Source organism: Lentzea terrae, assembly GCF_003265345.1.
Taxonomy (GTDB): domain Bacteria; phylum Actinomycetota; class Actinomycetes; order Mycobacteriales; family Pseudonocardiaceae; genus Lentzea; species Lentzea terrae.
Genome location: NZ_QFWW01000001.1, coordinates 135,982 through 160,145, shown reverse-complemented (window position 1 = coordinate 160,145; position 24,164 = coordinate 135,982). Strand labels below are relative to the sequence as shown.

The window sequence follows — 24,164 nt, the reverse complement described above, 5'->3', positions numbered from 1 at the left end:
AAATTTCTGAAGACAGGATGACTGTGACCGGCGAGACACCACGCAGGGAAGCAGCCGAACAGCTGGCGCTCACGCTGGTCGGCGCCGGGATGCAGCGGATGGCGGCGCGGACGATCGCCGCGTTCCTGTTCACGGAGCAGGAGTCGCTGACCGCGGGGGATCTCGCCGACGAGCTCGGGGTGAGCGCGGGATCGGTGTCGGGTGCGGTCAAGATGGTCGCGCAGATGGGCCTGATCGAGCGGATCTACGTGGCCGGCAGCCGGCGTGAGCACTTCCGGATGCGCGACAACGCCTGGACGACGTTGTACTCGCGGCAGCACTCGGTCGTGGACGACGTGCTCAACGCCGTGCAGAAGGGCGTCGAGGCGGTCGAGCCGGGTCTCGCGCACGAGCGGCTCACCTACATGCGGGACTTCTACGCGTTCCTGCTCAACGAGGCTCCGATGCTGGTGGAGCGCTTTGAGCAGCAGCGCCGTGGAGGATCCCGTCCATGACCAGGTCGAGCATGCGTTTCGCCTGATCAGGGTCGCCGTTCTGGCCGATGGCGACGAGCATCGCCATGACGTCCATCGGCTCGGTCGTCGCCCCGAGCGGTGCCAGCAGGCTGCTCAACGCCTCGGTCATCTTGGCGCGGCTGTGCTCGAACGGGTTCACGCCCAGTGCGATCACGGCCTGCAGCGCGTCCTTGAGGTCGCGTTTCGTGGCCATGTAGGCGATGAAGCGGTCCATCCACTCCCGCAGCGCTTCTTTGGGCTCGTGCGTGGCCAGCAGTTCGGGCGCCGCGTCGCAGAGCTTCTCCAGCTCCGTGCGGTAGACGGCCTCGATCAGCGACTCGCGGGTGGGGAAGTGCCGGTAGAGCGTGCCGATCCCGACGCCCGCCTTCTTGGCGATGGCCCCGAGCGTCACGTCCTTCTCGTGGGTGAACGCGTCGAGCGCCACCTCGAGCAGCAGTCCGCGGTTGCGAACGGCGTCAGCGCGCACTTCATCACTCCTGTGGGTCACTTGCTAAACGGAGGACCCTCCGGTTACAGTGGAACCCGAACCGGAGGAACCTCCGTTTCAGTGTACGACACAGGTTGGGGAATTCAGATGAGTGAGCGCATCACCACCCCGTTCGGCTTCGAGACCACCGCTCTCGAGGTCGTCGAGGGCGTCGACCTGTCCGGCCGTCGCGCCGTGGTCACCGGTGGGGCGTCGGGCATCGGTGTCGAGACCGTGCGAGCGCTGGCCGCCGCGGGCGCCGAGGTCACCATCGCCGCCCGCAACGTCGAAGCGGGCGAGCGCGTCGCCGCCGCGCTGTCGGCCGCGACGGGCAACAAGCAGATCTTCGTCGCTCCGCTGGAGCTGACCTCGCAGGACTCGGTGAAGGCCTTCGTCGGCTCGTGGGCAGGCCCGCTGCACCTGCTGATCAACAACGCGGGCGTGATGGCCACCCCGCTGACCCGCACGCCGGAGGGCTGGGAGCTCCAGTTCGCCACGAACCACTTCGGTCACTTCACGCTGACGCTGGGCCTGTTCGACGCGCTGCGAGCCGAGGGCGCCCGCGTCGTGAACGTCAGCTCGGCCGGTCATCTCTCGAGCCCGGTCGTGTTCGACGACATCCACTTCGAACGCCGCGAGTACGACCGCTGGCAGGCGTACGGCCAGTCCAAGACCGCGAACATCCTCTTCGGCGTGGAGGCCGGCAAACGCTGGTCGTCCGCCGGCATCACGATGAACGCCCTGATGCCAGGCGGCATCCTCACGGCCCTGCAGCGCCACATCACGCCGGAGGAGATCGAGGAGCGCCGCCGACTGCGCGGCGCCTCCGGCAAGCCGATGCAGCTCAAGACGCCGGAACAGGGCGCAGCCACCACGCTGGTGCTGGCCGTCTCCCCGCTCGTCGAAGGCTGCTCGGGCCTCTACTTCGAAGACTGCAACGAGGCCCTGCCGCACGAGCCCGGCATGCCGGGCGGCCTGGCCGCCTACGCACACGACCCGGAAGCCGCCGCCCAGCTGTGGAAGGTCTCCGAGGACACGCTCAAGATCGGGGAACAGGCATGATCACCACCGGCTACGGCTTCGAAACGACCGCCCTCGAAGTGGTCGACGGCGTAGACCTGACGGGCCGCCGCGCCATCGTGACCGGCGGCGCCTCAGGCATCGGCGTGGAAACCGTCCGCGCTTTAGCCGCCGCAGGCGCCCAGGTGACCATCGCGGCCCGCGACATCGACGCGGCCCAACGCGTGGCCACGACCCTGATCGCAGCCACGGGCAACAAGAAGATCTCGGTAGCGCCCCTCGACCTGGCCTCGCAAGCCTCGGTGAAGGCCTTCGTCCGCAACTGGGACGGCCCCCTCCACCTGCTGATCAACAACGCGGGCGTGATGGCCACCCCGCTGACCCGCACCCCAGAGGGCTGGGAACTCCAGTTGGCCACCAACCACTTCGGCCACTTCACGCTGACGCTGGGCCTCTTCAACTCGCTACGAGCCGAAGGCGCCCGCGTGGTGAACGTGAGCTCGTCGGCCCACCTGATGAGCCCGGTCGTGTTCGACGACCTCCACTACGACCAGCGCCCCTACGACCGCTGGGAAGCCTACGGCCAGTCCAAAACGGCAAACATCCTCTTCGGCCTGGAAGCCGGCAAGCGCTGGGCCTCCTACGGCATCACGATGAACGCCCTGATGCCAGGCAGCATCGCCACCAACCTCCAACGCCACCTGACCGAGGACGAACTCCAAGCCCGCATCCGCCAAAGCGGCGCCACCACCACCCGCCGCGTGAAAACCCCGGAACAAGGCGCCGCCACCACCCTCGTGGTAGCCACCACGCCCCTCCTGGACAACATCTCGGGCCGCTACTTCGAAGACTGCAACGAGGCACCCCCGGTCTCCGGCGACTCCCACCTCCGCGGCGTGGCCCCCTATGCCCAAGACCCAGAAGCAGCAGCCCAACTGTGGAAGGTCTCCGAAACCACTCTCGGCTTCTAACCGCCACGCCACCCCAACGCCGAGGGCCAGGGACGCCACCCGTGGCGCGCTGGCTCTCGGCGCTCTCGCCCCAACTTCCAAGCACGACAGCAGCACCCCGATGGCCCTCGCCACCTCGACGCCACAGCCCGCCCCCAACCCCGGTAGAGGTCTGGACCATTTCATGCTTCAATGACAAAGGGTCGCCGCCTGAACGCGAAAGGTGAGCGAATGTCTGCCCGCTTCCTCCCCAAGGCGCTGACAGCCCTGCTCCTCCTCCTGAGCACGGTCCTCACACCGACCTCAGCCCAGGCAGCCGAAACCTGCGCACCAAAGCCGCGCCCAGCAGGCAAGGTCCTGCACGGCTACTGGGAAAACTGGGACGGCGCGCAAAACGGCGTCCACCCGCCGTTCGGCTGGACCCCCATCACCGACAGCCGCATCAAGCAGCACGGCTACAACGTCATCAACGCGGCGTTCCCCGTCATCCGCCCCGACGGCACCGTGCTGTGGGAGGACGGCATGGACGCCGGCGTCAAGGTCGCCACGCCCGCCGAGATGTGCGCGGCGAAGGCGGCCGGCGCGACGATTCTGCTGTCGATCGGTGGCGCCGCGGCGGGCATCGACCTGAGCTCGGCCACTGTGGCCAACCGGTTCGTCGCAACGGTCGTGCCGATCCTGAAGAAGTTCAACTTCGACGGCATCGACATCGACATCGAGACGGGCCTGGTCGGCAGCGGCAACATCAACCAGCTGTCCGCCTCCCAGGCCAACCTCATCCGCATCATCGACGGCGTACTGGCCGCGATGCCCGCGGGGTTCGGCCTCACGATGGCGCCGGAGACCGCGTACGTGACGGGCGGCAGCATCGTTTACGGGTCGATCTGGGGTGCGTACCTGCCGATCATCAAGAAGTACGCGGACAACGGCCGCCTTTGGTGGCTCAACATGCAGTACTACAACGGTTCCATGTACGGCTGCGCCGGCGACAGCTACCAGGCCGGGACCGTGCAGGGCTTCGTCGTGCAGACCCAGTGCCTGAACAAGGGCCTGGTCGTGCAGGGCACCACGATCCGGGTGCCCTACGACAAGCAGGTGCCGGGTCTGCCCGCGCAGCCTGGGGCCGGTGGCGGGTACATGAGCCCCAGTTTGGTCGGTCAGGCGTGGAACAGCTTCAACGGTCAGCTCAAGGGGCTCATGACCTGGTCGATCAACTGGGACGGCTCGAAGAACTGGACGTTCGGCGACAAGGTGAAGTCGCTGCAAGGTCGTTAGAGCACCACGGTGTTCTGCCCGGCGGCGATCTTCCACTCTCCGTCCTCACGAGACAGGACGTAGAGCGGCGACCCCTCCGCGACGTCCAAGTACTCGCCGTCAGGTGAGATCCGACGCTGACGGATCTTCACGGCCGCCACGTCGGGGCGGATGAACAGCACGTGCGACACCTCGTAGGTCGCGAGCGCCTCCTTCCCCGCGCCGGGCAGCACCTTGCGCGTGAAGGAGGCGATCTCGTCCCGTCCGAACAACCGCTTGCCGTGTGCGGTGGTCCAGATCGCGTCCTCTCTGAACAGGTCGATGAACTCCTCCGGCAGCTCGTTCTGCTGCGCGTGCTGGACAGTGGCGACAAGCTTCTCGATCTCGGTCGTGTTCGTCATGCCAAGATCGTCGTACCTCGACCAAGGTGGAGGTCAAGATCTTGGGTAACGTCGAATCCATGGATCTGAACGAGGAGTTCGTCACCCCGGACGGTGTGGTGCGCTGGGCCAGGATCGGCGCGGGACGGCCGGTGGTGCTGCTGCACGGCACGCCGTTCAGTTCGTTGGTGTGGCAGAACATCGCCACCGACCTGGCCGAAGACCACGAGGTGTTCGTGTGGGACATGCTCGGGTACGGCCGTTCCGAGATGAAACAGGGGCAGGACGTCTCGTTACGCGCTCAAGCAAAGATCTTCGCTGATCTGCTGGCCGAGTGGGGTCTGGCCAGGCCGCACGTCGTGGCCCACGACTTCGGTGGCGCGGTCGCCCTGCGCGCACATCTGTTGCACGGAGCCGAGTACGCCGCGCTCGGGTTGCTCGACCCGGTTGCTGTGGCGCCGTGGGGGTCGCCGTTCTTCCGGCTGGTGCAGGAGCACGCCGCGGTCTTCGAACGGTTGCCGGGCAACCTGCACGAGGCGTTGGTGCGGGAGTACGTGCGCTCGGCCAGCAGTCCGGGGATCGCCCCCGACGTGCTCGACGGGCTGGTGTCGCCGTGGACCGGCGCGGCGGGGCAGCCGGCGTTCTACCGGCAGATCGCGCAGGCCGACCAGCGCTACACCGACGAGATCGAGCCCAGGTACGGCGAGATCGAGATCCCGGTGACCGTGTGCTGGGGCATGGACGACGAGTGGATCCCGCCCGCCAGGGGTGTGCAGCTGGCCGCCGCGATCCCGGGGGCCGAGCTGCACCAAGTACCCGAAGCCGGGCACCTCGTGCAGCTCGACACGCCCGGCCCGGTGCTCGAACTCGTGCGGCGTCAGGTCCTCGGCAGCACCCGTGACTCGTAAGGTGCGGGCCGGTAGCCGGGGTTGAAGAAGCAACCCGTGCCGTACGTGCGGTCGTGCACGGGGCAGCTGGCCGCGATCAGGTAGGGGTTGGACCGCAGCCCGAACTTCTCCCACGCCGCCAACGACTGCATGGCCGCGGCGTACTCGGCGTCGCTGAACGCGGAGTGCGTGGCCTCGTTCGTGAACGTCTGCACGAGGTTCCACCACCGCCCGGCCTTCAGCACGGTGTCGCGGTAGGCCGACTCGTGCTCGACGAACGCCGTGGGGTCGCCGATCGCGTGCACCGTCAGGACCGGGATGTCGATCTTGCCGGTGAGGTCGCTGTCGTAGGCCAGCTCGGCGCGGGCGGCGGGGTCCGCGGCGAACCGTTCGACGCCGGCGTTCAGGGCAGCGTCGTCGTGCGAGCCTTTGTAGACGACACCGGCGTTGCTCCACGGGTTCCGGTCGCCCAGGCGGTTGTGCACGATGTCGCGGAACGTGAACGTCGCGAAGTTCAGGTGCGAGTTCAGCGTCTCCTCGGGGATCTTGGTGACCGCGAGGATGTCGGTGAGCTTCTGCTGCTGCTCAGGCGTGCGACTGCCGGCGACACCGACGCATTCCTCGATGCGGCTGCGCAGACCGGCCGTCGTCATGGTCGAGCCGGGACGCAGGCCCTGCCACAGCGGGTACTGCACCTCGGACGGGCGCGGGTGGTTGCCGCAGTAGTACTGGTAGACCACGCGCAGGTCGACGCGGTAGTCGTAGCCGCGCGAGCCGCCGGCCAGGACGCCGCTGGTCAGCAGGGCCGCGTCGTAGCCACGGTAGAGCTCGATGGTCTTGGCCGCGACGTTGCCGCCCCACGACTGGCCGTGGAGGTAGACCTTGTGCGGCTTGAACATCGCGCTGACCATCCTGCGCAGGTTGTCCGTGTCCTCCGCCGCCATCCGAGTGCCGTAGCCGCCGCGCCGGTACGACGTGCCCGCCCAGGCGTAGCCCTCCTTGACCATGACGGCCCAGCGGTTCAGGTCGTCCCGCGTGCGTTCGGGCGTGGGGTCGCCCAGGTCAGGGCCGCCGTGCGAGTGGACGACCAGCGTCTTGTTCCACTTCTTCGGCACGGCGATCGTGTAGTAGGCGCCATTGGCGTCCCGGCCCTCGTAACACGTGGTGCCGGCGGGAACCTTCTCCGGGCACGGCGCCGTCGGCGGCAGGTGCGTGGGCGTCGTAACGCTCGCGGCCAGTGCGAATGCCAGCAGGACGTTCATGGCGGAATCGTGAGCCCGGCTCTACTAGTGGTCCAGGTCACGTGGGCAAACTTGGGATTTCCCTGACGTTCGGTACGGTCGGTCCATGCGTTACCCGCCTGAGCCGTGGCACCTGCAGGGCTCCCTCGTGCTCTCCGTCTTCCGAGTGCCGCGAAAGCTGGTGCCGACCGAGCACCTGCCCGCGGGCGCGCGCGTGATCACGTTGGCGGGCAACGCTTTCGTCGCGGTGGCGTTCGTGTCCTACGAACCGGGCAGCGTCCTCACCTACGAAGAGCTGCTCGTGGCCACGGCGGTGCGGGACCAGCACAAGACAGCCGTGTGCGTGCCGCAGATCTGGGTCGACAGCGAGGCGTCGAGGCAGGGCGGCCGCGAGCTGTGGGCGATCCCGAAACAGCTCGCGAGGTTCGGCGAGGGCTCGTCGATCGCGGCCGTCGCGATGACCACCGGCGTGCCGCTGCCCGGCCGGTGGACGCTCGCCGGCCCGACCGCGCAACGCCTGGACGGCCGGGACGTGCGCGCCAGGGCCGTCATGTCCGGGCGGCTCCGGCTGACCAGGGCGGCCTGGATGTTCCCCGCGAACGGCCCGCTCGGCTACCTGACCGGGCGCACACCGCTCGTCAGCTTCGCGATCAACGACATGCGGCTGACGTTCGGTCAGCCCACATAACGCACGCTGTTGAGCACGTGCTGCGCCCACGCCCGGTCGGCGGGGAAGCGGTGGACGATGCGCACGGACAGCATGGTGCCGGGCCGGACGACGTGCCCGTGGAACACCTGCTCCTCGTGGCCGTCGATGACTTCGCTGAGCCAGAACGCGTGCCGCAGTTCCTGGCCGTCGTGCGAGACGGAGTGCTCGGCGCTCGCCGGGTAGCCCTCCAGCACCGCGCCGAGGAAGTCGCTCACGCTGCCGCCCGAGCGGTCGGCGTAGACGTCGAGGCCCACCCAGCGGTCGGGGGCCGTGAAGCACACGGTGCGGCCTTCGACCACGCAGCGCATTCCCGCGGTCCGCTCGACGGTCCAGACCTCGGCCAGCGTCTCGCGGACGGGGATCGGCAGCGGCTGCCGGATGCAGCTCAGCACCTCGTCGCGGTCCCATTCCCGCTCCAGCAACGGGTGCGAGGTGTAGTACGGCAGCTCGTCGGCGTTCAGCACCGCCGCCTCCACCGGTGTGCCGAGCAGGTCCCACGGCCTGATGAAGTTCGCGAACGTGCCGGACACGCGGAAGTTCGCGTACTCGGAGTCGTTGTCCCAGACCGCGTGCGCGTACATCGCGTCGACTTTGCTGATCCGCATCCAGGCGCCGAACACCAGCTCCGTTCCTCCGGTCAGCCGAACGGGCAGCAGGCAACGGAGGTACGACGCGCCGTCCGGTCCGACCAGCAGCCCGCCGGTCGGGGCGCCGAGCTGCTCCGCGGGCACGCCGATCAGCGGCTCCGGGCGGTTCAACCGGTAGTCGATGCGCTTCGTCGACGAGATCTCGGCTCCGCAGCATCCGCATTGGACGGTCATGCGCAGATGCTAGAGCCTAGTGATCCCCGACTTCGAGCAGCCGTGAACGCACCAAAAACCGCATTCCAAGTGGCGCCTCCAAGGAGAAACCGCTCCCACGCCCAGGCACCACGTCGATCGTCAGGTGCGTGTGGCTCCAGTACTCGAACTGCGCCGCGGACATCCACACGGGAACGACGAACGAGTCGACCTCCAAATCCCCGAGATGCACGTCGGACGTTCCGGTCCGGAACTCCCCGGCCGGGTAGCACATCGGCGCGGAACCGTCGCAGCAGCCGCCGGACTGGTGGAACATCAGGTCGCCGTGGGAGGCCCGGAGGCGGCGGAGCAACTCCGCCGCCTCCGGGGTCAGTGCCACGCGGGCCATCAGAAGAAGCCCAGGGCGTTCGGGGAGTAGCTGACGAGCAGGTTCTTGGTCTGCTGGTAGTGGTCGAGCATCACGCGGTGGTTCTCGCGGCCGATGCCGGACTGCTTGTAGCCGCCGAACGCCGCGTGCGCCGGGTAGGCATGGTAGTTGTTCACCCACACGCGGCCCGCCTGGATGTCGCGGCCCGCGCGGTAGGCGACCGAGCCGTCGCGGGACCAGACGCCGGCGCCCAGGCCGTAGAGGGTGTCGTTCGAGATCTTCAAGGCGTCGTCGTAGGAGTCGAAGGACGTCACGGCGACGACCGGGCCGAAGATCTCCTCCTGGAAGATCCGCATCTTGTTGTCGCCCTCGAAGACCGTCGGCGTCACGTAGTAGCCGCCGGACAGTTCGCCGCCGAGGTCCGCGCGCTCGCCGCCGGTGAGCACGCGGGCGCCTTCCTGTTTGCCGATGTCGATGTACGACAGGATCTTCTCGAGTTGGTCGTTGGACGCCTGCGCGCCGATCATCGTCTCGGTGTCGAGCGGGTGGCCCTGCTTCACCGCACGAGTTCGCGAAACCGCGTCGCTCAGGAAGTCCGAGTAGATCGACGACTGGATCAGCGCGCGCGACGGGCACGTGCAGACCTCGCCCTGGTTCAGTGCGAACATCGTGAAGCCTTCGAGAGCCTTGTCGTAGAAGGCATCTCGTTCCGAAGCCACGTCGGCGAAGAACACGTTCGGCGACTTGCCGCCGAGCTCCAGGGTCACCGGGATGATGTTCTCGCTGGCGTACTGCATGATCAGCCGGCCGGTGGTCGTCTCGCCGGTGAACGCCACCTTCGCCACGCGCCGCGACGACGCGAGCGGCTTGCCGGCCTCGACGCCGAAACCGTTGACCACGTTCACGACGCCCGGTGGGAGCAGGTCCGCGATGAGCTCCATCAGCACGTGGATCGACGCCGGGGTCTGCTCGGCGGGCTTCAGCACCACCGCGTTGCCGGCGGCCAGTGCCGGCGCGAGCTTCCAGACCGCCATCAGGATCGGGAAGTTCCACGGGATGATCTGGCCGACGACGCCGAGCGGCTCCTGGAAGTGGTAGGCGACCAGGTCCTCGTCGATCTGCGAGATGCCGCCCTCCTGGGCGCGGATCACGCCCGCGAAGTAGCGGAAGTGGTCGACCGCGAGCGGCAGGTCGGCGGCGAGCGTCTCGCGGATCGGCTTGCCGTTCTCCCACGTCTCCGCGACGGCCAGCGCCTCCAGGTTGGCCTCGATGCGGTCGGCGATCTTGTTCAGCACGTTCGCACGGTCGGCCACCGACGTCTTGCCCCACGCGCGGGCGGCGCCGTGCGCGGCGTCCAGAGCGAGTTCGACGTCCTCGGCGGTGCCGCGGGCGATCTCGGTGAACTCCGCGCCGGTGACCGGGGTGGGGTTGGCGAAGTACTCGCCCTTGGCGGGCGGTACGTACTCGCCGCCGATGAAGTGGTCGTACCGGTCGCGGTACGTGACCACACTGCCGGGTTGTCCTGGAGCCGCGTACTGGACCATCGTCCCGCCTCCCGCATCGTTGCGAACTGTGCGGCGACGCTAGGTAGTGCAACGTTTCACGCACGTTGCATCCGAAAGGAGTAACGGCTTGGGGCAGAAGGCCCGTCATCCTGGAGGGGTGAGGGACCTCGGCGAAGCAACTCGGCCGGTGATCGCCGAGTCGTGGCGGCGGTCCCTCGCCGCGCGCGTCGACCCGGACCGGCACGAGGCGCCGGTCGTGTACGCACCCGACGAGATCGTGGACCTGCGCGGCACGCACCCGCTCGCGACGACTGTGCCGCTGCTCAAGCACACGCTGTCGATGGACGACACGATCATGATCGTCACCGACACCCGCGGGCACGTCCTGTGGTGCGAGGGCGACAACCGGGTGCGGCACCGCGCCGAACGCGTCCACCTCACCGAGGGGTCGCGCTGGAGCGAGGACGTCATCGGCACCAACGCGATGGGGACGGCGCTGGCGACCGGGAAGCCGGTGACCGTGCACTCGCGTGAGCACCTCGTGCGGACCTATCACGGCTGGACGTGCGCGGCGAGCCCGATCCACGACCCCCACAGCGGGTTGCTGCTGGGCGTGGTCGACGTGAGCGGGCCGTTGAAGACCATGCACCCGGCCGTCGTACAGCTGGTGTCGGCGGCGGCGCAGTTGGCCGAGCACCATCTGCAGCAGCACTTCGTGCCGCGCGGGCACGTGCTGACGTTGAACTTCCTGGGCGGTCTGCACGCGGACCTGGACGGGCGGCCGCTGGTCCTGACGTTGCGCAACGCGGAGGTGCTGACCGCGCTCGCGTTGCACCCCAAGGGACTCACTGCGGAACAACTTGCATTGTTGCTCTATGGTGAACGTGGGAACCCGACCACGGTCCGGGCTGAGCTGCACAGGTTGCGGGCACAGCTCGGTGGAGTGCTGCTCACCAGGCCGTACCGGCTGGACGCGGTGGTGCAGGGCGATTTCCTGGACGTGCGCAACGCGCTGCGGTCAGGCGACGCCCGCCGAGCCACTCGCCACTACGGCGGCGAGCTCCTGCCCCGTTCGGACGCACCCGTTGTGCGAGAAGAACGAGCGGACCTCGCGGCCGCGGTGCGCAGACGGGTGCTGGACGCCGGAGACGTCGACTCGCTGCTGTCGTTCGCGGACAGCGCGGAGGACGCCGAGGTGCTCGAACGGCTGCACCTGATGCTTCCGGCCACCGATCCTCGTCACGCTCTTGTCTCCTCGCGCCTGCGAAGGGCGCTGGAATAGGCTTCCCTGCGGGGGAGGGCGAAAGTGAAGCAGTGCATCAACTGCATGACCCGGTTGCCGCGCAAAGAGGTCACCGAGGTCGCGTGGTGCGCCTTGTGCGCGCCGTGCCTGCAGGTCGTGTCGGACCAGATGAAGCTCGTGCACGACCGGCCCGGTGGCGCGGACGTGCAGATCTACCAGTGCGGCTGGTGCGGGGTCGCCCGCTCGTGCGGCGTCGGCTGGCGGACGCGGTGCCTCGTGTGCCTCGACGACAGGTCCGTGCCGGACCCGGCCGTGCAGAAGATCGCGCGCCGGCTGGAGCTTCCGGGTTCCTGGCGGGAGAACTCGGAGCTCATCGCCGCGACGACCGTGAAGATCCGGCTGGCGAAGTACTTCCAGCCGGGCTGGACCGTGCTCGCGACGGACCTGCACGGGTTGCCGTGGACCGCGTTCCGGTGGCTGACGAAGTCGCACGGGACGTGGGGGAGCAACACCGAGACCGGCGAGGTGGCGCAGCTCAAGCACTCGCGCGGCGAGGAGAACCTGCTCTACCTGGTGCGGTACGGGAAAGTGCTCAAGTTCGGGCGCGGCAACGCCGAGCGCGTCGGCGGGCACGTCGCGCTCGGCGCGGTTCCCGTGCTCGTGCTGTCCGCGCCCAGCCAGCAGGTCTCGGTTGCCCGCGATCAGCTGAAACGCTTGCACCGCACCGAGATGGTGTCCCTGCGGACGCCGGTGGACCTGTTCGCGGTGCTGCCGGACGGGCTGGACGTCACCGATCGGCACGCACCGAGTTGAGCCCTGCTTCCAGGCCGTTCAGGATCGCGTGGCAGTCGCGGTGCAGCTGGCGGGCGTCCGGTGCGGTGACCACGAACAGGCCCAGCCAGTTCCGCGAGCCGCCGCTGGGGTCGTAGACCGGGACGGGGTGGTTCTTCGGCATCGAGAAGGCCGGGACCTCTTCGAGCCTCGTGCCTGGTGTGACGATGGTGCTCCAGTCGACGTCGTCGGGGCGCCACAACGGTTGTGTGGTCCAGGGCTCGCCTGCCGCGTTCGTCGGGATGACCGCCACCGAGGCGGCCGCCCGGCCCGCGGTGGTGAGCATCTGGGCGGGGTAGCAGACCTCATGGCCGAGGAACTCGTCGACGAGCATGCCGATCGGGTCGATGCCGAAGACCTCCTCGATCTCCCTGGTGATCATCACGCCGCCGAACCTGGCGCCGGTCTCGATCAGCGTGAGCGTGCCGTTGGCGCCCAGTTTGACCTCGGTGTGGGTGCCGCAGGTGCCGAGCTGCAGCGCGTTCACAGCGTCCCGGGAGACCTCCTCGATGCGGCGCTGGAGGTGGTCGGGCAGCGTGCACGGGGCGGTGCTGGCCACCTCGGTGAACGGCGGGATCGCGGGGAGCCTGGCGGTGAGGCAGAGCGGGTGGTAGACGCCGTTCGCGACGATTCCCTCGACGCTCACGTAGTCACCGTGCCCGGCTCCGTTGATGTCACTGGCGGGGTACCAGCCTTCGGTGGTGCCGCGGAAGATCTCCTCGACGAGCAGGTCGCCGTCGGTGTCCTGGGCGTGCAGCTCGTTCATGCCGACCCGGCTGCCGAGTTCGAGGGCTTCCGCGACCTCGGCCCATGTTTCTCGCACGTCGGTGTGCGCGTGGAGGATCAGTCGTGCCACTGAACCCGCGCCCCAGGCCGGTTTGAGGAGCACCGGCGGAGTCAGCTCGCTCAGGGCGGTGCGGAGGTCCACTTCGGACTCGACGCGGCGGAAGCGCGGAACGGGCACACCTGCTTGCTGCCAGGTCTCTCGCATCAGGCGTTTGTCGCGGGCCCGCACCAGGTTCGGGCCCGCGCCGGCGAGACCGAGGCGGTCCGCGACGTGGGCGACGAGCAGCACGGCGAACTCGGACAGCGAGAGGATCGCGTCCGCGCCGACGGCTTTCGCGTGCTGCGCCACGAACTCCACCAGTTCTTCGCCGCGCGGCGCGTCCTGGGCGTCGACTATGCCGGTGCAGAACTGTTGCGCTGCTTCGGGTACCGGCATGAGCGCCAGGACGTGCAGCTCGCCCTTGGCCGCGACGACCATCAGCAGCACTGTGGCGGTCGCCGCGTGGACCAGGAACTCGGTCATGGCGCCGCGGGCCAGGTAGCCGCCGAGCACGAAGATGACCAGCGCTCACACCGCCCGGTCGATCAGCGACTCGACGGTCCTCGGCGTTGGACGAGCTGCGGACGACGAACGTGCGGACGCCGGTGAGGTTCTTGATGATCGCCTCGTCGATCTCGTGCAACAGCGCGTCCGGGAACTTCGCGCCGCGGATGAGGTGCTGGAGCTCGACGCACTGGGCGTCGGTCTGCCCGGCGTCGAGCTCGAGGGCGAGCTTGAGCTTGCCGATGGCCTGCTGGATGCGCGGGCTCGCCTCCAGGAACCGCTGGTGCAGCGAGAACGGCAGCGCGATGCCGCGCGGGATGCGGATGTGCTGCCGGAACAGCGCTTTCGCACCCTCGTCGAGGTCGTCGGTGCCGAGCAGCCGGTGGAGGTAGGGCAGGAGGTTCTCGCGCGGTGGCCGCGGGATGCGGTAGAAGCCGAGCCAGCGGGACGACCCGTTCCTGGCGACCTCGTTGAGCTCGCCGAGGTTCGCGGCTTTCGTGCCGTACCGGGTGCTGTCGCGCCACCTGAGGTCTTCCAGGTTGGCGATCTGGTCCTTGCCCAGGTCCGGCTCGTCCATCGTGACGCGGGTGGCGAGCCAGGCCGGTTTGTCGGTGCGGGGCTGCTCGATCGGCTCGATGCCGATCTCCGTGGCGTTCGGGTCGACGGTGTAGCGGACCCAGCGGCCGTTGAGGTGGGCGAGCGTGTCGAGCGCGCCGAGCTGGATGGCGTTCGGGACGCCCCAGCCGCTCGCCAGGACGTTCATGTGCGACAGCGGCGTGATGTGCTCGGCGTTGACAACCCCTGTCAAGCGCGAAATGTCATCCGGCACCTTGGCCATGACGATGATGTCGTGCCAGGCGAGCCGACTTTGTGAGTATTCCTCGGCTGTCCGGAAGATTCTGAGCGTTCCTTCGGCTGTTCCGGGGTTGAGCGGTACGAACGCATTACTTGAGAACAGCTCATGACTGAAGATGCGCGGCAGCTCGTCTGTGGGAATGTTCGCGACGTGGCTTTCCTGCAGGTGATTGGCCGACTTCAGCAGGATCGGCACGCTTCGGTCGACGTTTGCGCGCACCTCGTCGTAGAAGTGCCTGAGCATTTCGGCGGTCATCGTGTCCGCCTCGACCGTCTCGAGCGAGAAGAACTTCTGCTGGTGCGACGCCAGGGTGCCGAGGCAGAACCGCCGGTCTTTCCGCTGGTAGACCTCGTGGGTCAGCTCATCGAGCCGGCGTTCCAGCTCGCCGGCCGGCAGGTGCAGGATGTGGGCCGCGACGTACTTGACGTGAAAGAGGTTCTCTCGGCTGTCCAGGAAGTGGATCAGTCCGGTCTCCCGGTCGAGCACGAGTTTACGAATCGATAGCCGCCCAATGTTCCGGACAGTTGCGTGAATGCCGTAGGGTGAGCCGTTCGCCGACCAGTGCGGGTTCCTGCACGCGCCGAAAGATACCGGCTTCGCGTGGTTTGCGGCCAGCACGTCTCAGCTGGCTACTTTCCTTGTCCCGTCCTGGTCAAGAAGTGACAATCCCTGTCATGCGCGTCTTGTTCGGCGGTGTTCCCGCCGCCGGCCATCTCTTCCCGTTGATCCCGCTCGCCCAGACCCTGCGCCGCGCCGGCCACGAGGTCGTCGTCGTCTCCCTGGACGGCGCCGAGTCCCTGGCGGCTGACCTGCCGTTCGCCTGCCCGGCACCGGGCGTCGACTGGCGCAGCACGATCCGCTCGCTCGGTGCCGCCCGGCTGCCCGCCGAACTGGCCCGCACCGTCGAGACCAACTCGGCGGACCGCGAGGCCTTCGTCGCCCTGGCCGCCCTGGTCAACGATCTGGTGGCCGAGAGCATGGCGGCCTTCGCCTCGTCGTGGCGCCCGGACGTGGTCGTCTACGACTACCTGTTCCCCGCAGCCGCTTATGCCGCGACCTTGCTCGGCGTGCCGGCCGTGCGCCACGACCTCGGCTTCACCGACATCGCGCCGCTGCACACCGTCATGACCAAGCACATGACGGTGCCGATGGGCGAGGTCCTGTCCCTGGACGTCGCGCCACCGTCAATGGTCGGCGGCCTCTCCCGCGGCTGGCCCCTGCGTCCCGGCGCCTACACCGGAACCGGCGTGGTGCCTCCGCGTTCCGGCCCACGCGTCGCCGTGACGCTGGGAACCGTGCCGCCGGAGGTGGGCGGCCTCTCGACCCTGGACCGCGTGGTGACCGCGGCCGCCTCCGTCCCGGCCGAGTTCGTGCTGGTCATGGGAGACCTGGACATCAGCTCGCTGGGTGGCTTGCCGCCCAACGTGACGGCGTGCGGCTGGGTGCCGTGGGACGCGCTGGTCCGCACCTCCGACGCGGTGATCCACCACGGCGGTTCCGGCACCGCGCTGGCAGCTCTGGCCCGCGGGGTGCCGCAACTGGTGCTGCCCGACGGCTCCGACCGGTTCGCCACGGCTGCGGCGGTCGACTCGCGCGGGGCTGGTGTCTCGGCTCGCGGCGTGGACGTCTCGCCCTCGCTGATCTCCCGGCTGCTCACGGATTCCTGCTTGCTGGCGGCGGCCCGCGAGGTGGCCGCGGAGATCGCTCAGATGCCCGATGCCTCGTCGGTGGCGCGGCGGCTGGAGGGCCTGGTCGGCTGAGGACCCGCTCGGCGAACTCCGCCTTGTCCCGCGTGTACGCCTCCCGGTCACGGCCGATGACGGAAGCTGATGCGCATCAGCCGGCTGTCGGCCCAGTCTTCGAGCCGAGTCGGCCGGATGGTGCCGGGGTCGTGGGGCTGGTTGAGATCCGCGACGATCTCCGCCAGCACGGCCTGACGTTCAGCCGGGTCGGTGACCGGCGTGGCCCGCGCAGGCAGATCTGCGCGGATCCCGTTCTTGAGGTGGAAGGTGAAGGTGGGATTGGCGAGAAGGTTCGCATGCCAGTCGGTCGCGGCACCGCCGGCGCCGCTGCACAGGTAAGTGGCGCCGGCGGCTCGGTAGAAGAAGATCTCGATGCGATGTGGCCGGCCGGTGCGGCGCCCCAGCGTCGTGATGTCGATGATCCGGTCCCTGGTGCCCGCGGCGGGGGTGATCTCGATGGCTCGCCGGATGTGATCGGGCAGGTGCGACAACGACGCGTCCCGTGCGGGGTCGTTCGACTCGGTCGTGTCCGGGGTGCTCATGCGGTTTCGGGCTGAAGGGCGGGCCCGAGGAGGAGTCCACCGTCGATGACGTACTCCGACCCCGTGATGAACGACGCGTCTGATGACGTGAGGAACAGGAGAAGCCGGGTGACGTCGGCCGGCTCTCCGAGCCGGGGGATGGCGAACGGCTCGGGTGAGTAGAAGTCGGCGATTGCCGCAGTGGCGCCGGCTGCTGGTTCATTGATGAAAGAGGTCGCGATCACGCCGGGATGGATGGTGTTCACACGGATGTGGTCGCGGCCGAGCTCGAGCGCTGCGGTTTGGGTGAGACCTCGCACGGCCCACTTACTGGCGACGTACGGCGCGTAGTGCGCCGTACCGCCCAGGCCCATGGTCGAGGCGATGTTGACGATGGCTCCCCCTGCTGCGCGGCGCAGAGCGGGGGCGGCGACCTTGATGCCGAGGAAGGTTCCGGTGAGGTTGATGTCGAGGATGCGCGACCACGTGGCTTGGTCCGTCTTCTCGATCGGCGCCGGCGGGTTCTGCACGCCCGCGTTGTTGACGAGCACGTTCAGGGCGCCGAAGGCGTTCTCGGCGGTCAGCACAGCGGCGGACCACGAGCTCTCGTCGGTGACGTCGAGGTGGGTGAAGCGAGCGCGGGTCCCGAGCTCGTCGGCGAGAGCGGCGCCGCGTTCGGCGTCGATGTCGCCGATCACCACGTTCGCTCCTTCCGCGTGAAAGGCGCGCACGTGGCTCGAGCCCTGGCCACCGGACCCGCCGGTCACGAGCACGGTCTGGTCGTCGAAGCGGGGCATCAGATGTTCCTTCGGTACCCGGGTGACTGACCGATGAACGGCGGCCAGTGGTGAGCCGAGCGACTCACCACCTCGACACTAGGTCGACGGCAGTGGTGAGTCAAGCCACTCATCTCGTATGCTCGGCCCATGAGCAGGGTCGTGACGACGTATCACCAGCGCATCGCCCAGGAGAAGCGCGCGCTGATCTTGACGGCCGCGACCGCGCTGTTCCTGGAGCTGGGCTACGACCGGACGTCGCTGGCGCGGATCGCAGAGCGCTCGGGCGTTTCGCGGGCCACCTTGTTCAAGCAGTTTCCGAGCAAAGCCGCCCTGTTCGACGCCATGGTCACCGAGTCATGGTCAACCGCTGACGACGAGGCTCCTCCGCCGGCGGGCAACATCGTCGACGGGCTCGGCATCATCGGTCGCCGCTACGCCGAGCTGCTGGGCCGTGCCCAGATGACCGACCTCTTCCGCATCGTCATCGCCGAGCTGCCGCGATTCCCCGAACTCGCCAATGCGCAGTTCACGCACGGGAAGATGCCCTACTTCGAGTCCGTACGCGGCTACCTGCTGGCCGAGCACGAGGCGGGAACGGTGCGGGTCGACGACGTGGATCTCGCAGCCACCCAGTTCCTGGGCATGATCTCCAACTACCTCTTCTGGCCGACACTCCTGGTGCCGGGCTGGGAGGTGAGCGCCGAACGCGTCGCTCAGGTGGTCGACGAGGCCGTCCGCACCATGGCCGCCCGGTACGCCGCGACTGGACCGGGGTCGTCGCAGGCCGGGTCGAGGTGAACTGGGACTTCATCTGAGGCGAACCGGGTAGCCCTCCGCCGTGGACGAGATCGTCGTGGTGGGGCAGATAGCGCGGGACCTGGTCCTCGTCGTGGACGAGGTGCCAGGTCCCGGTGGCACGGCGCCGGTGCGGGAGCGCCGCGAGATGCTCGGCGGCAAGGGCGCGAACATCGCGGTCGGCCTGGCCCAGCTGGGTGCGCCGGTGCGGCTCGTGGGCGTGGTCGGGGACGACGACGTCGGCGAACGGCTGATCGCGCGGGCGGCCGCGGACGGGATCGCCACCGAGGCGGTCGTGCGGCGGCAGGGCTGCGCGACCGGCCTGATCGTCAACGTCGTGGCCGACGGCTGGCGTTACCTCGAAGATCTCCCGGACGGCGTGCTGCTCAGAGAGTCAGACATGACGCCGGACATCGTCGCCGGCGCTGGCGCCGTCGTTCTACAACTGCAGCAACCGCCGGAGGTCGCGTTGAAGGCGGCACGGGCGGCCGAGGGGCGGGTGGTCCTCGACGGGTCCCCGGAACGGCTGCGAGACGAACTGCTGGCGTGCGCGGACGTCGTGCGGGCCGACCACCAGGAGGCCGAGCTGCTGTCCGGCCGGAAGATCACCAGCGCCGACGACGCGATCGGCGCGGCGCGTGAGGTGATGGAACACGGACCCGGATTCGTCGCGTTCGCCGTGGACGACGTCGGCAACGTGTTCGTGTGGGACGACGGTGAACTGGTGGTGCCACTGGGGGACGTGGAAGTGGTCGACACGACCGGAGGCGGCGACGCGTTCGTGGCGGCGTTGACCTTCGCTCTCGCGCGTGGCGACGGCCCACAGGACGCCGCGCGGCTCGCGGTGAAGGCTTCCGGGGACACCGTCACGCGTCCTGGCGGGCGGCCTGACCTCACTGGACTCACCCGACGGTGATCAGGCGCGTTATCGTTGTTCCGTCCGGTGAGGGGAGGTCTGCGTGCGAGTGCTCGCTGTCGTGCTGTTGCTCCTCCTGTCGGCCGTGCCCGCGCACGCCGCGTCCGGCACGTACCTGCGCCTCGGCCACTTCTCGATGGACCAGGCCCGCGTCGACGCCACCCTCGACGGCGTCAAGCTCGGCACCCTCGACTACGCCCAGCTCTACGACTACCGCCGCATCGGTCCCGGCGACCACGTCGTCGAGTTCCGCACCGCCGGAGCGGACCCCGGTTCGCCGGTGCTGAGGTCCGTGCTGGTGCAGGCGGGCGCCGGCAAGGCGTACACGGTCGTCGACATCGCCTCGGCGATGAAGGTGCTGGAGGACGACGTCACCCTGCCGCCCAACGGCCAGGCGCGCCTGCGCGTGATCAACGCCGGTGACGCCGAGATGGACCTCCTGCGCGGCAGCGTGTTCGTGCACCGCAACGTCCAGGCGAACACCACGACGGGCTACGCGGTGATGCTGCCCGGCTCCGACCCGCTGCAGGTCCTGCCGCGCGGCAAGGACTCGACCCGGCTGGAGGCGACGCTCGAGCCCGGCGCGGTCTACACGCTGCTGGTGAGCGCCCGCCGCATCGAGCTGCGCACCGACGCCAAGGGCGCGGAGGTCGTCCCCGGCGGCGGTCAGGAGACCGGCTTCGGCGGCATGGCGGGCGGCTGGGACTGGATCACCGCGCTGGTCATCGCGCTCATCGTGGGCATCGCGATGTACTCGGTGCGCGGCAGGCTCTTCCGGTTCGGCTGATGAGCAAGGCCAAGCTCGTGATGGGCGCGGCGATCGTCGTCGCGCTGATCTACATCGTCAAGGATCCGGGTGCCGACGAGGTGCCGGAGCCGGTGACCGTGCGGATCCCGTCCATCGGCGTGGAGACGTCCCTCGAGGCCCTGAAGGTCGACTCCGCCGGGGCGCTCGAACCGCCGACCCGCACGGACAAGGCCGGCTGGTACGCCAAGGGCGTCGCGCCGGGTGACGCCGGACCTGCCGTGATCGCGGGTCACGTCGACTCGAAGACCGGGCCCGGCGTGTTCTTCCGGCTGCCCGAGCTGCAACCGGGCGCCGAGGTGCTGGTGGAGCGCGAGGACGGCAGCGAGCTCACGTTCGTCGTGCACCACACCTACTCCACCGAGAAGACCGCGTTCCCGAGTGCCGTCGTCTACGGGCCGACGCCGTTGTCCGAGCTGCGGCTGGTGACGTGCGGCGGCGACTTCGACCGGGCGGCCGGGAGCTACCGCAACAACGTCATCGTGGAAGCGGTGCTGAAAGTCTGAAACGGGGGCTGCGTGGTCAAGCGAATCGCGCTCGGGTTCTTGGCCGTGCTCACGTCGGTGTTCGGGGCGTGGCTCCTCTACGTCGGCGCCGCGCAGGAGCAGTCGCCGAGGGACATCGACGAGTGGGGCCTCATCCCCGGTCCGCTCGCCTTCGGCGTCTGGTGCGGCGGCAAGATGTACACGAAGGACTTCATCCTGCAGCTCAGGCTGGGCGGGCTCGGCATGATCCTCACACTGGTCGCCACGCTGGGGATCGGGTACCTCGTGTCGCAGGCAGCCGTCGAGGGTGTGGCGCGGGAGCACCTGAAGACAGGCGCCTACGGGGCCGTTCAGCTGGTCGTCGGGCTGTTCCTCGTCGGGGCGTCGGCGAGGTCTCGCTGGCCCGTGCCCGAGACGGGGTGAGGCTGAAGCCGGACCGTCTCGTCGGCCCATCTGCCGAGCAACGTGCTGTCGTGCGAGATCGCCAGCACGCCCGCGCCGGTCTCCTCCTGGTAGGCGCGGATCACCCCCACCAGCGCGGCCGTCGTCGAGGCGTCCAGCATCGTGGTCATCTCGTCGCAGATCAGGTACCGGGGCCGCAGCGCGAGGGCTCTGGCGAGACAGGCCCGCTGCAGCTGCCCGTCGCTGACCTCGTGCGGCCTGCGGTCCAGCAGGTCCGCGGTGAGCATGACCGCGTCCGCCAGCTCCTCGACCCGTTCCTGGTTGCCCCGCAACGGTTCCGCGATGGCCCTCCGCAAGGTGAACCGCGGGTCGACCGAGAGCCGCGGCTGCTGGAACAGCACGCCGATCCGCGTCCGTTGGAGCGCACCGAACCGGAACTTCGTGACCGCTTCGCCGTCGATGCTGACCACGCCGCGGAAAGGCTTGTGCAGCAACGCGAGCACGCGGGCCAAAGTGGACTTCCCGGATCCGCTCGGTCCGGCGAGTCCGACGGTCTGCCCCGGCCGGACGGAGAGGCTGACGTCGGTGATCACCGGGTCGCGGTAGCCGGCGGTGACGTGCTGCGCGGTCAGCACGGCTGGTGGCACGCGACGGCGTGCGGGTCGTCGGTCAGCACGGGGCGCTCCTCGCAGATCGCGGTGGCCTGGTCGCACCGGGGCGCGAACGCACAGCCGTCCGGCAGGTTCGTGAGCAGGGGAGGCCGGCCGGGGATCGGCCGGAACGCCCGATCCGGCAACGCGTCCACGAGCCCGCGGCTGTACGGGTGCCGGGCGTCGCCGAGCACCCCAGCCGCTGGCCCGATCTCCACGATCCGCCCCGCGTACATCACCGCGATTCGGTCCGCGATCCGTTGTGCCGCAGCGAGGTCGTGGGTGATCAGCAGCACGGCGCGCCCGTCGTCCACCATCCTGCGGAACTCGTCCAGCAACCCGTCGACGAGCTCCCGGTCCAGGCCCGTGGTGGGCTCGTCCGCGATCAGCAACCACGGCTCGCCGACCAGTGCCAGCGCGTTGGCCACCCGTTGGGCCATTCCGCCCGACAGCTCGTGCGGATAACGGTCGAGGTGCTCGGGCTTCAGGCCGGTCCGCTGTGCGGCAACGTCCGCGTCGCCTTGAAGAACTCGTGCCGCCTCCTCCAGCTGTGAGCGCGCCGTGCGGACCGGCGTGAGGTGGCTCGCCGGACTCTGCGGGATGAGCCCGATCTGCCGCCCGCGCACGTGCGTCGCCAGCTCGTGGTCGGTGGCGGTGAGCAGCTCGGTGTCCCCGAGCCGCGCACTGCCCCGCGTTTCCGCGTTGCCCGGCAGGAAGCCGAGCAGGGCGCTGGCCAGCACGGTCTTGCCGCACCCGCTCTCGCCGACCAGTGCCACGCACTCGCCGGGCCGGATCCGCAACGACACGTCGCTGACGGCGTTGACGGTCGCGCCTGGCAACGCGAACCGCACCGACAGCCGGTCGATCTCCAGGTTCACCACGTCAGCTCCGTGCGCCGCTTGGGGTTCAGCCGGTCCCGCCACACGCCGCTGAGCCCCGACACCGCCAGCGTCGTGATGATCAGCAGTGCGCCGGGCGCGAGCGACATCCACCAGCCACCGGACAGGAGCGACCGCTGGGCGTCGTTGATCATGTTGCCGATGCTCGCCGCGTGCGGGGGCAAACCCAGGCCCAGGAACGACAACGCCGTCTCGTGCCACACCGCGTGCGGCACCATCAACGTGGTCGCCAGCAGCACCTGCGGGGCGACGTTCGGCAGCAGATGCTTCATCAGCACACGGCTCCTGCTCGCGCCGCCGACGATCGCCGCGTCGATGAACGGCCGGGCGCGCAGCGACAACACCTCCGAGCGCACGATCCTGGCCGCGGTGAGCCAGTGGGTCAGCGCGATCGAGATGATCACGGCGGTCAGGCTCGGGCGCAGGATCGCGACGATCACGATGCCCAGCAACAGGTGCGGGACGGAGGCGACGGCGTCGACCAGGCGCATCAGGATCCGGTCGAACCAGCCGCCGATCGAGCCCGCCAGCGCGCCGACCGCCGTGCCGGCCACGGCCGAGATCACGGCCGCCACGACGCCCACGGTGAGCGAGACGCGCAGGGCGTAGACGCAGCGGAGCAGCACGTCCCGGCCCAGTTCGTCGGTGCCGAAGAGGTGGGCGAAAGATGGTGGCCGGTTGGCGATCGCGAGGTCCACGTACTGCTGGTCGAGGTCGACGACCAGTGGGACGATCACGACGGCCAGTGCGATGACCGCGAGGACCGTCGTGGACATCACCGAGCGGCGGCGCGACGAACGGGGTGGGCCGGCCGCGGTGAGGCGGGAGTGCGGCACCGGCCGCCAGGTCAGGTCAGCCATCGAGCGCCACCCTCGGGTCGGCCAGCGCGTACAGGACGTCGGCGAGCAGGTTGCCCAGCAGTACGACCCCGGTCGCCAGCACGGTCAGCGCGCCGAGCAGGGCGAAGTCGACGTTCAACGCCGCCTCCACGGTCGCCCGTGCGATGCCCGGCCAGGAGAACACCGTCTCCACCAGCAGCGCACCGGTGATCAGCTCCGGCAACCTGGCGCCCAGCAACGTGAGGAACGGCAACAACGAGGTGCGCAACGCGTGCCCGGAGACCACCAGGCGGTCCGGCAGGCCGCGTGCGCGTGCGCCGATGACGTGGTCCTGGGTGAACGACTCCAGCAGGTTCTGCCGCACGAACAGCACGAACCACGGCGCCTGGGAGATCGCCAGCACCGCCACCGGCAGCACCATGTGCACGGCCACGCCGCCGACGGACACCGGCTCGGCGCCGGTCGTCACCCCGCCGCCGGGCAACCAGCGCAGCTGCAACGCGAACACGTACAGCACCGCGAGCCCCAGCCAGAACACCGGCGCGGCTTCCAGCGCGTAACAGCTGCCCGTGATCAACCGGTCCGGCCACGACCCGTGCCGCCACGCCGCCAGCGTGCCCAGCACCAGTCCCAGCACCAGCGCCAGCGTGAACCCGACGAAGACCAGCAGCACCGTCCACCCGAGACGGTCGCCGATGACGGCCGACACGGGCTGCTGCAACGACAGGGAGTCGCCGAGATCGCCCGTCACCGCGTGCCGCAACCAGGCCCAGTACTGGGCGACGACCGGTTCGTCGACACCCCAGTTCGCGCGCAGCTGGGCCACGCGTTCCGGGGAGGCGCCGATGATGCGGACACCGAAGTAGCGCTCGACCGGGTCGAACGGCGAAGCCTTGGCCAGGGCGAACAGGGCGAAGCTGACGACGAGCAGCACCGGGACGGCGAAGGCGAGGCGGCGCAGGGTCACCCTGCCGATT

Annotated in this window: 29 protein-coding genes; 16 read left to right on the top strand and 13 right to left on the bottom strand. The window is 69.1% G+C overall.

What is annotated here, in order from left to right; genetic code table 11:
- Positions 1–17: 17 nt before the first annotated feature.
- A complete protein-coding gene (locus DI276_RS00675; protein ID WP_112261276.1) occupies positions 18–494 on the top strand; it encodes a GbsR/MarR family transcriptional regulator in 477 nt (158 codons plus the stop codon).
- On the opposite strand, the gene DI276_RS00670 is transcribed toward DI276_RS00675, so the two are convergent.
- Positions 430–981, bottom strand: coding sequence for a TetR/AcrR family transcriptional regulator (locus DI276_RS00670; RefSeq protein ID WP_232836360.1), 552 nt, complete (start codon positions 979–981; stop codon positions 430–432). The genes DI276_RS00675 and DI276_RS00670 overlap by 65 nt on opposite strands.
- Before the next feature lie 108 nt (positions 982–1,089).
- Between DI276_RS00670 and DI276_RS00665 the strand changes: the two genes are divergently transcribed.
- The 3 genes from DI276_RS00665 (at position 1,090) to DI276_RS00655 (ending at position 4,226) form a co-directional block, all read left to right on the top strand.
- On the top strand, positions 1,090–2,043 hold the full coding sequence (locus tag DI276_RS00665; protein WP_112261274.1) for an SDR family NAD(P)-dependent oxidoreductase: 954 nt from the start codon (positions 1,090–1,092) through the stop codon (positions 2,041–2,043).
- Positions 2,040–2,972, top strand: a complete 933-nt coding sequence (locus DI276_RS00660) for an SDR family NAD(P)-dependent oxidoreductase (RefSeq protein WP_112261273.1) — start codon at positions 2,040–2,042, stop codon at positions 2,970–2,972. The genes DI276_RS00665 and DI276_RS00660 overlap by 4 nt, the downstream gene beginning before the upstream one ends.
- Positions 2,973–3,182: 210 nt before the next feature.
- Positions 3,183–4,226: a chitinase gene (locus tag DI276_RS00655; RefSeq protein ID WP_112261272.1), complete on the top strand. Its 1,044-nt coding sequence runs from the start codon at positions 3,183–3,185 to the stop codon at positions 4,224–4,226.
- Here the strand turns inward: DI276_RS00655 and DI276_RS00650 are convergent.
- Positions 4,223–4,606 (bottom strand): SgcJ/EcaC family oxidoreductase, encoded by a 384-nt coding sequence (locus tag DI276_RS00650; protein WP_112261271.1) that lies wholly within the window; start codon positions 4,604–4,606, stop codon positions 4,223–4,225. The two genes, DI276_RS00655 and DI276_RS00650, sit on opposite strands and share 4 nt — an antisense overlap.
- Before the next feature lie 59 nt (positions 4,607–4,665).
- Here DI276_RS00650 and DI276_RS00645 point away from each other — a divergent pair, with 59 nt between their 5' ends.
- On the top strand, positions 4,666–5,493 hold the full coding sequence (locus tag DI276_RS00645; protein ID WP_112261706.1) for an alpha/beta fold hydrolase: 828 nt from the start codon (positions 4,666–4,668) through the stop codon (positions 5,491–5,493).
- Here DI276_RS00645 and DI276_RS00640 read toward each other — a convergent pair.
- A complete protein-coding gene (locus DI276_RS00640; protein ID WP_112261270.1) occupies positions 5,463–6,734 on the bottom strand; it encodes an alpha/beta hydrolase in 1,272 nt (423 codons plus the stop codon). The two genes, DI276_RS00645 and DI276_RS00640, sit on opposite strands and share 31 nt — an antisense overlap.
- An 85-nt stretch (positions 6,735–6,819) precedes the next feature.
- Here DI276_RS00640 and DI276_RS00635 point away from each other — a divergent pair, with 85 nt between their 5' ends.
- Positions 6,820–7,401, top strand: a complete 582-nt coding sequence (locus DI276_RS00635; RefSeq protein ID WP_112261269.1) for an acetoacetate decarboxylase family protein — start codon at positions 6,820–6,822, stop codon at positions 7,399–7,401.
- On the opposite strand, the gene DI276_RS00630 is transcribed toward DI276_RS00635, so the two are convergent.
- The 3 genes from DI276_RS00630 to adh are packed head-to-tail and all read right to left on the bottom strand — an operon-like array spanning position 7,389 to position 10,133.
- Complete coding sequence (locus DI276_RS00630) at positions 7,389–8,243, bottom strand: hypothetical protein (RefSeq protein ID WP_112261268.1); 855 nt, start codon at positions 8,241–8,243, stop codon at positions 7,389–7,391. The two genes, DI276_RS00635 and DI276_RS00630, sit on opposite strands and share 13 nt — an antisense overlap.
- A 16-nt stretch (positions 8,244–8,259) precedes the next feature.
- Complete coding sequence (locus DI276_RS00625) at positions 8,260–8,610, bottom strand: DUF779 domain-containing protein (protein ID WP_112261267.1); 351 nt, start codon at positions 8,608–8,610, stop codon at positions 8,260–8,262.
- Complete coding sequence (adh, locus tag DI276_RS00620) at positions 8,610–10,133, bottom strand: aldehyde dehydrogenase (protein WP_112261266.1); 1,524 nt, start codon at positions 10,131–10,133, stop codon at positions 8,610–8,612. The genes DI276_RS00625 and adh overlap by 1 nt, the downstream gene beginning before the upstream one ends.
- A 118-nt stretch (positions 10,134–10,251) precedes the next feature.
- On the opposite strand from adh, the gene DI276_RS00615 reads away from it, so the two are divergent.
- Both DI276_RS00615 and DI276_RS00610 read left to right on the top strand, forming a co-directional pair.
- Positions 10,252–11,376 carry a GAF domain-containing protein gene (locus DI276_RS00615; protein WP_232836359.1) on the top strand — a complete coding sequence of 375 codons (1,125 nt, stop codon included), beginning with the start codon at positions 10,252–10,254 and terminating at the stop codon, positions 11,374–11,376.
- A 24-nt stretch (positions 11,377–11,400) separates the two neighbouring features.
- Positions 11,401–12,150 carry a hypothetical protein gene (locus DI276_RS00610; protein WP_112261264.1) on the top strand — a complete coding sequence of 250 codons (750 nt, stop codon included), beginning with the start codon at positions 11,401–11,403 and terminating at the stop codon, positions 12,148–12,150.
- On the opposite strand, the gene DI276_RS51755 is transcribed toward DI276_RS00610, so the two are convergent.
- Positions 12,125–13,507 carry an ATP-grasp domain-containing protein gene (locus DI276_RS51755; protein WP_232836358.1) on the bottom strand — a complete coding sequence of 461 codons (1,383 nt, stop codon included), beginning with the start codon at positions 13,505–13,507 and terminating at the stop codon, positions 12,125–12,127. The two genes, DI276_RS00610 and DI276_RS51755, sit on opposite strands and share 26 nt — an antisense overlap.
- A gap of 4 nt (positions 13,508–13,511) precedes the next feature.
- Between DI276_RS51755 and DI276_RS51750 the strand changes: the two genes are divergently transcribed.
- The 3 genes from DI276_RS51750 (at position 13,512) to DI276_RS00595 (ending at position 16,114) form a co-directional block, all read left to right on the top strand.
- Entirely contained in the window at positions 13,512–14,372 is an 861-nt protein-coding gene (locus tag DI276_RS51750; RefSeq protein WP_232836357.1) for a hypothetical protein, read from the top strand.
- 87 nt (positions 14,373–14,459) lie between these two features.
- Positions 14,460–14,858, top strand: coding sequence for a hypothetical protein (locus DI276_RS51745; RefSeq protein WP_232836356.1), 399 nt, complete (start codon positions 14,460–14,462; stop codon positions 14,856–14,858).
- Between the two features lie 170 nt (positions 14,859–15,028).
- The gene (locus tag DI276_RS00595) at positions 15,029–16,114 is read left to right on the top strand and encodes a glycosyltransferase (RefSeq protein WP_112261261.1); all 1,086 of its coding nucleotides are present in this window, start codon (positions 15,029–15,031) and stop codon (positions 16,112–16,114) included.
- A gap of 47 nt (positions 16,115–16,161) precedes the next feature.
- Here DI276_RS00595 and DI276_RS00590 read toward each other — a convergent pair whose 3' ends face one another.
- Positions 16,162–16,638: a nitroreductase/quinone reductase family protein gene (locus tag DI276_RS00590; protein ID WP_112261260.1), complete on the bottom strand. Its 477-nt coding sequence runs from the start codon at positions 16,636–16,638 to the stop codon at positions 16,162–16,164.
- Entirely contained in the window at positions 16,635–17,414 is a 780-nt protein-coding gene (locus DI276_RS00585) for a glucose 1-dehydrogenase (RefSeq protein WP_112261259.1), read from the bottom strand. The genes DI276_RS00590 and DI276_RS00585 overlap by 4 nt, the downstream gene beginning before the upstream one ends.
- A gap of 129 nt (positions 17,415–17,543) precedes the next feature.
- On the opposite strand from DI276_RS00585, the gene DI276_RS00580 reads away from it, so the two are divergent.
- Genes DI276_RS00580 through DI276_RS00560 form a run of 5 tightly spaced genes read left to right on the top strand, consistent with a single transcriptional unit; the run spans position 17,544 to position 20,820 of the window.
- Positions 17,544–18,194: a TetR/AcrR family transcriptional regulator gene (locus DI276_RS00580; protein WP_112261258.1), complete on the top strand. Its 651-nt coding sequence runs from the start codon at positions 17,544–17,546 to the stop codon at positions 18,192–18,194.
- Positions 18,195–18,234: 40 nt separating this feature from the next.
- Positions 18,235–19,107 (top strand): PfkB family carbohydrate kinase, encoded by an 873-nt coding sequence (locus tag DI276_RS00575; RefSeq protein ID WP_232836355.1) that lies wholly within the window; start codon positions 18,235–18,237, stop codon positions 19,105–19,107.
- A 43-nt stretch (positions 19,108–19,150) separates the two neighbouring features.
- On the top strand, positions 19,151–19,894 hold the full coding sequence (locus DI276_RS00570) for a DUF4397 domain-containing protein (RefSeq protein ID WP_157984436.1): 744 nt from the start codon (positions 19,151–19,153) through the stop codon (positions 19,892–19,894).
- Positions 19,894–20,418, top strand: coding sequence for a class F sortase (locus tag DI276_RS00565; RefSeq protein WP_112261256.1), 525 nt, complete (start codon positions 19,894–19,896; stop codon positions 20,416–20,418). The genes DI276_RS00570 and DI276_RS00565 overlap by 1 nt, the downstream gene beginning before the upstream one ends.
- A 12-nt stretch (positions 20,419–20,430) precedes the next feature.
- Positions 20,431–20,820 carry a hypothetical protein gene (locus tag DI276_RS00560; protein ID WP_112261255.1) on the top strand — a complete coding sequence of 130 codons (390 nt, stop codon included), beginning with the start codon at positions 20,431–20,433 and terminating at the stop codon, positions 20,818–20,820.
- Here DI276_RS00560 and DI276_RS00555 read toward each other — a convergent pair.
- From DI276_RS00555 to DI276_RS00540, 4 genes are read right to left on the bottom strand one after another with little or no spacing between them, the layout of a single operon-like run.
- On the bottom strand, positions 20,748–21,446 hold the full coding sequence (locus DI276_RS00555) for an ABC transporter ATP-binding protein (protein ID WP_232836354.1): 699 nt from the start codon (positions 21,444–21,446) through the stop codon (positions 20,748–20,750). The two genes, DI276_RS00560 and DI276_RS00555, sit on opposite strands and share 73 nt — an antisense overlap.
- On the bottom strand, positions 21,428–22,330 hold the full coding sequence (locus DI276_RS00550) for an ABC transporter ATP-binding protein (protein WP_232836353.1): 903 nt from the start codon (positions 22,328–22,330) through the stop codon (positions 21,428–21,430). Before DI276_RS00550 ends, DI276_RS00555 begins: the two co-directional genes overlap by 19 nt.
- On the bottom strand, positions 22,324–23,208 hold the full coding sequence (locus tag DI276_RS00545) for an ABC transporter permease (protein ID WP_112261252.1): 885 nt from the start codon (positions 23,206–23,208) through the stop codon (positions 22,324–22,326). Before DI276_RS00545 ends, DI276_RS00550 begins: the two co-directional genes overlap by 7 nt.
- The gene (locus DI276_RS00540) at positions 23,201–24,154 is read right to left on the bottom strand and encodes an ABC transporter permease (protein ID WP_232836352.1); all 954 of its coding nucleotides are present in this window, start codon (positions 24,152–24,154) and stop codon (positions 23,201–23,203) included. The genes DI276_RS00545 and DI276_RS00540 overlap by 8 nt, the downstream gene beginning before the upstream one ends.
- Positions 24,155–24,164 lie beyond the last annotated feature (10 nt).

Bases quoted from the DNA above. Each gene is read 5' to 3' on its own strand.
- DI276_RS00675 (WP_112261276.1), top strand. From the start codon at position 18: ATGACTGTGACCGGCGAGACACCACGCAGGGAAGCAGCCGAACAGCTG.
- DI276_RS00665 (WP_112261274.1), top strand. From the start codon at position 1,090: ATGAGTGAGCGCATCACCACCCCGTTCGGCTTCGAGACCACCGCTCTC.
- DI276_RS00660 (WP_112261273.1), top strand. From the start codon at position 2,040: ATGATCACCACCGGCTACGGCTTCGAAACGACCGCCCTCGAAGTGGTC.
- DI276_RS00655 (WP_112261272.1), top strand. From the start codon at position 3,183: ATGTCTGCCCGCTTCCTCCCCAAGGCGCTGACAGCCCTGCTCCTCCTC.
- DI276_RS00650 (WP_112261271.1), bottom strand. From the start codon at position 4,606: ATGACGAACACGACCGAGATCGAGAAGCTTGTCGCCACTGTCCAGCAC.
- DI276_RS00645 (WP_112261706.1), top strand. From the start codon at position 4,666: ATGGATCTGAACGAGGAGTTCGTCACCCCGGACGGTGTGGTGCGCTGG.
- DI276_RS00640 (WP_112261270.1), bottom strand. From the start codon at position 6,734: ATGAACGTCCTGCTGGCATTCGCACTGGCCGCGAGCGTTACGACGCCC.
- DI276_RS00635 (WP_112261269.1), top strand. From the start codon at position 6,820: ATGCGTTACCCGCCTGAGCCGTGGCACCTGCAGGGCTCCCTCGTGCTC.
- DI276_RS00630 (WP_112261268.1), bottom strand. From the start codon at position 8,243: ATGACCGTCCAATGCGGATGCTGCGGAGCCGAGATCTCGTCGACGAAG.
- DI276_RS00625 (WP_112261267.1), bottom strand. From the start codon at position 8,610: ATGGCCCGCGTGGCACTGACCCCGGAGGCGGCGGAGTTGCTCCGCCGC.
- adh (WP_112261266.1), bottom strand. From the start codon at position 10,133: ATGGTCCAGTACGCGGCTCCAGGACAACCCGGCAGTGTGGTCACGTAC.
- DI276_RS51750 (WP_232836357.1), top strand. From the start codon at position 13,512: ATGACCAGCGCTCACACCGCCCGGTCGATCAGCGACTCGACGGTCCTC.
- DI276_RS51745 (WP_232836356.1), top strand. From the start codon at position 14,460: ATGACTGAAGATGCGCGGCAGCTCGTCTGTGGGAATGTTCGCGACGTG.
- DI276_RS00595 (WP_112261261.1), top strand. From the start codon at position 15,029: ATGCGCGTCTTGTTCGGCGGTGTTCCCGCCGCCGGCCATCTCTTCCCG.
- DI276_RS00590 (WP_112261260.1), bottom strand. From the start codon at position 16,638: ATGAGCACCCCGGACACGACCGAGTCGAACGACCCCGCACGGGACGCG.
- DI276_RS00585 (WP_112261259.1), bottom strand. From the start codon at position 17,414: ATGCCCCGCTTCGACGACCAGACCGTGCTCGTGACCGGCGGGTCCGGT.
- DI276_RS00580 (WP_112261258.1), top strand. From the start codon at position 17,544: ATGAGCAGGGTCGTGACGACGTATCACCAGCGCATCGCCCAGGAGAAG.
- DI276_RS00565 (WP_112261256.1), top strand. From the start codon at position 19,894: ATGAGCAAGGCCAAGCTCGTGATGGGCGCGGCGATCGTCGTCGCGCTG.
- DI276_RS00545 (WP_112261252.1), bottom strand. From the start codon at position 23,208: ATGGCTGACCTGACCTGGCGGCCGGTGCCGCACTCCCGCCTCACCGCG.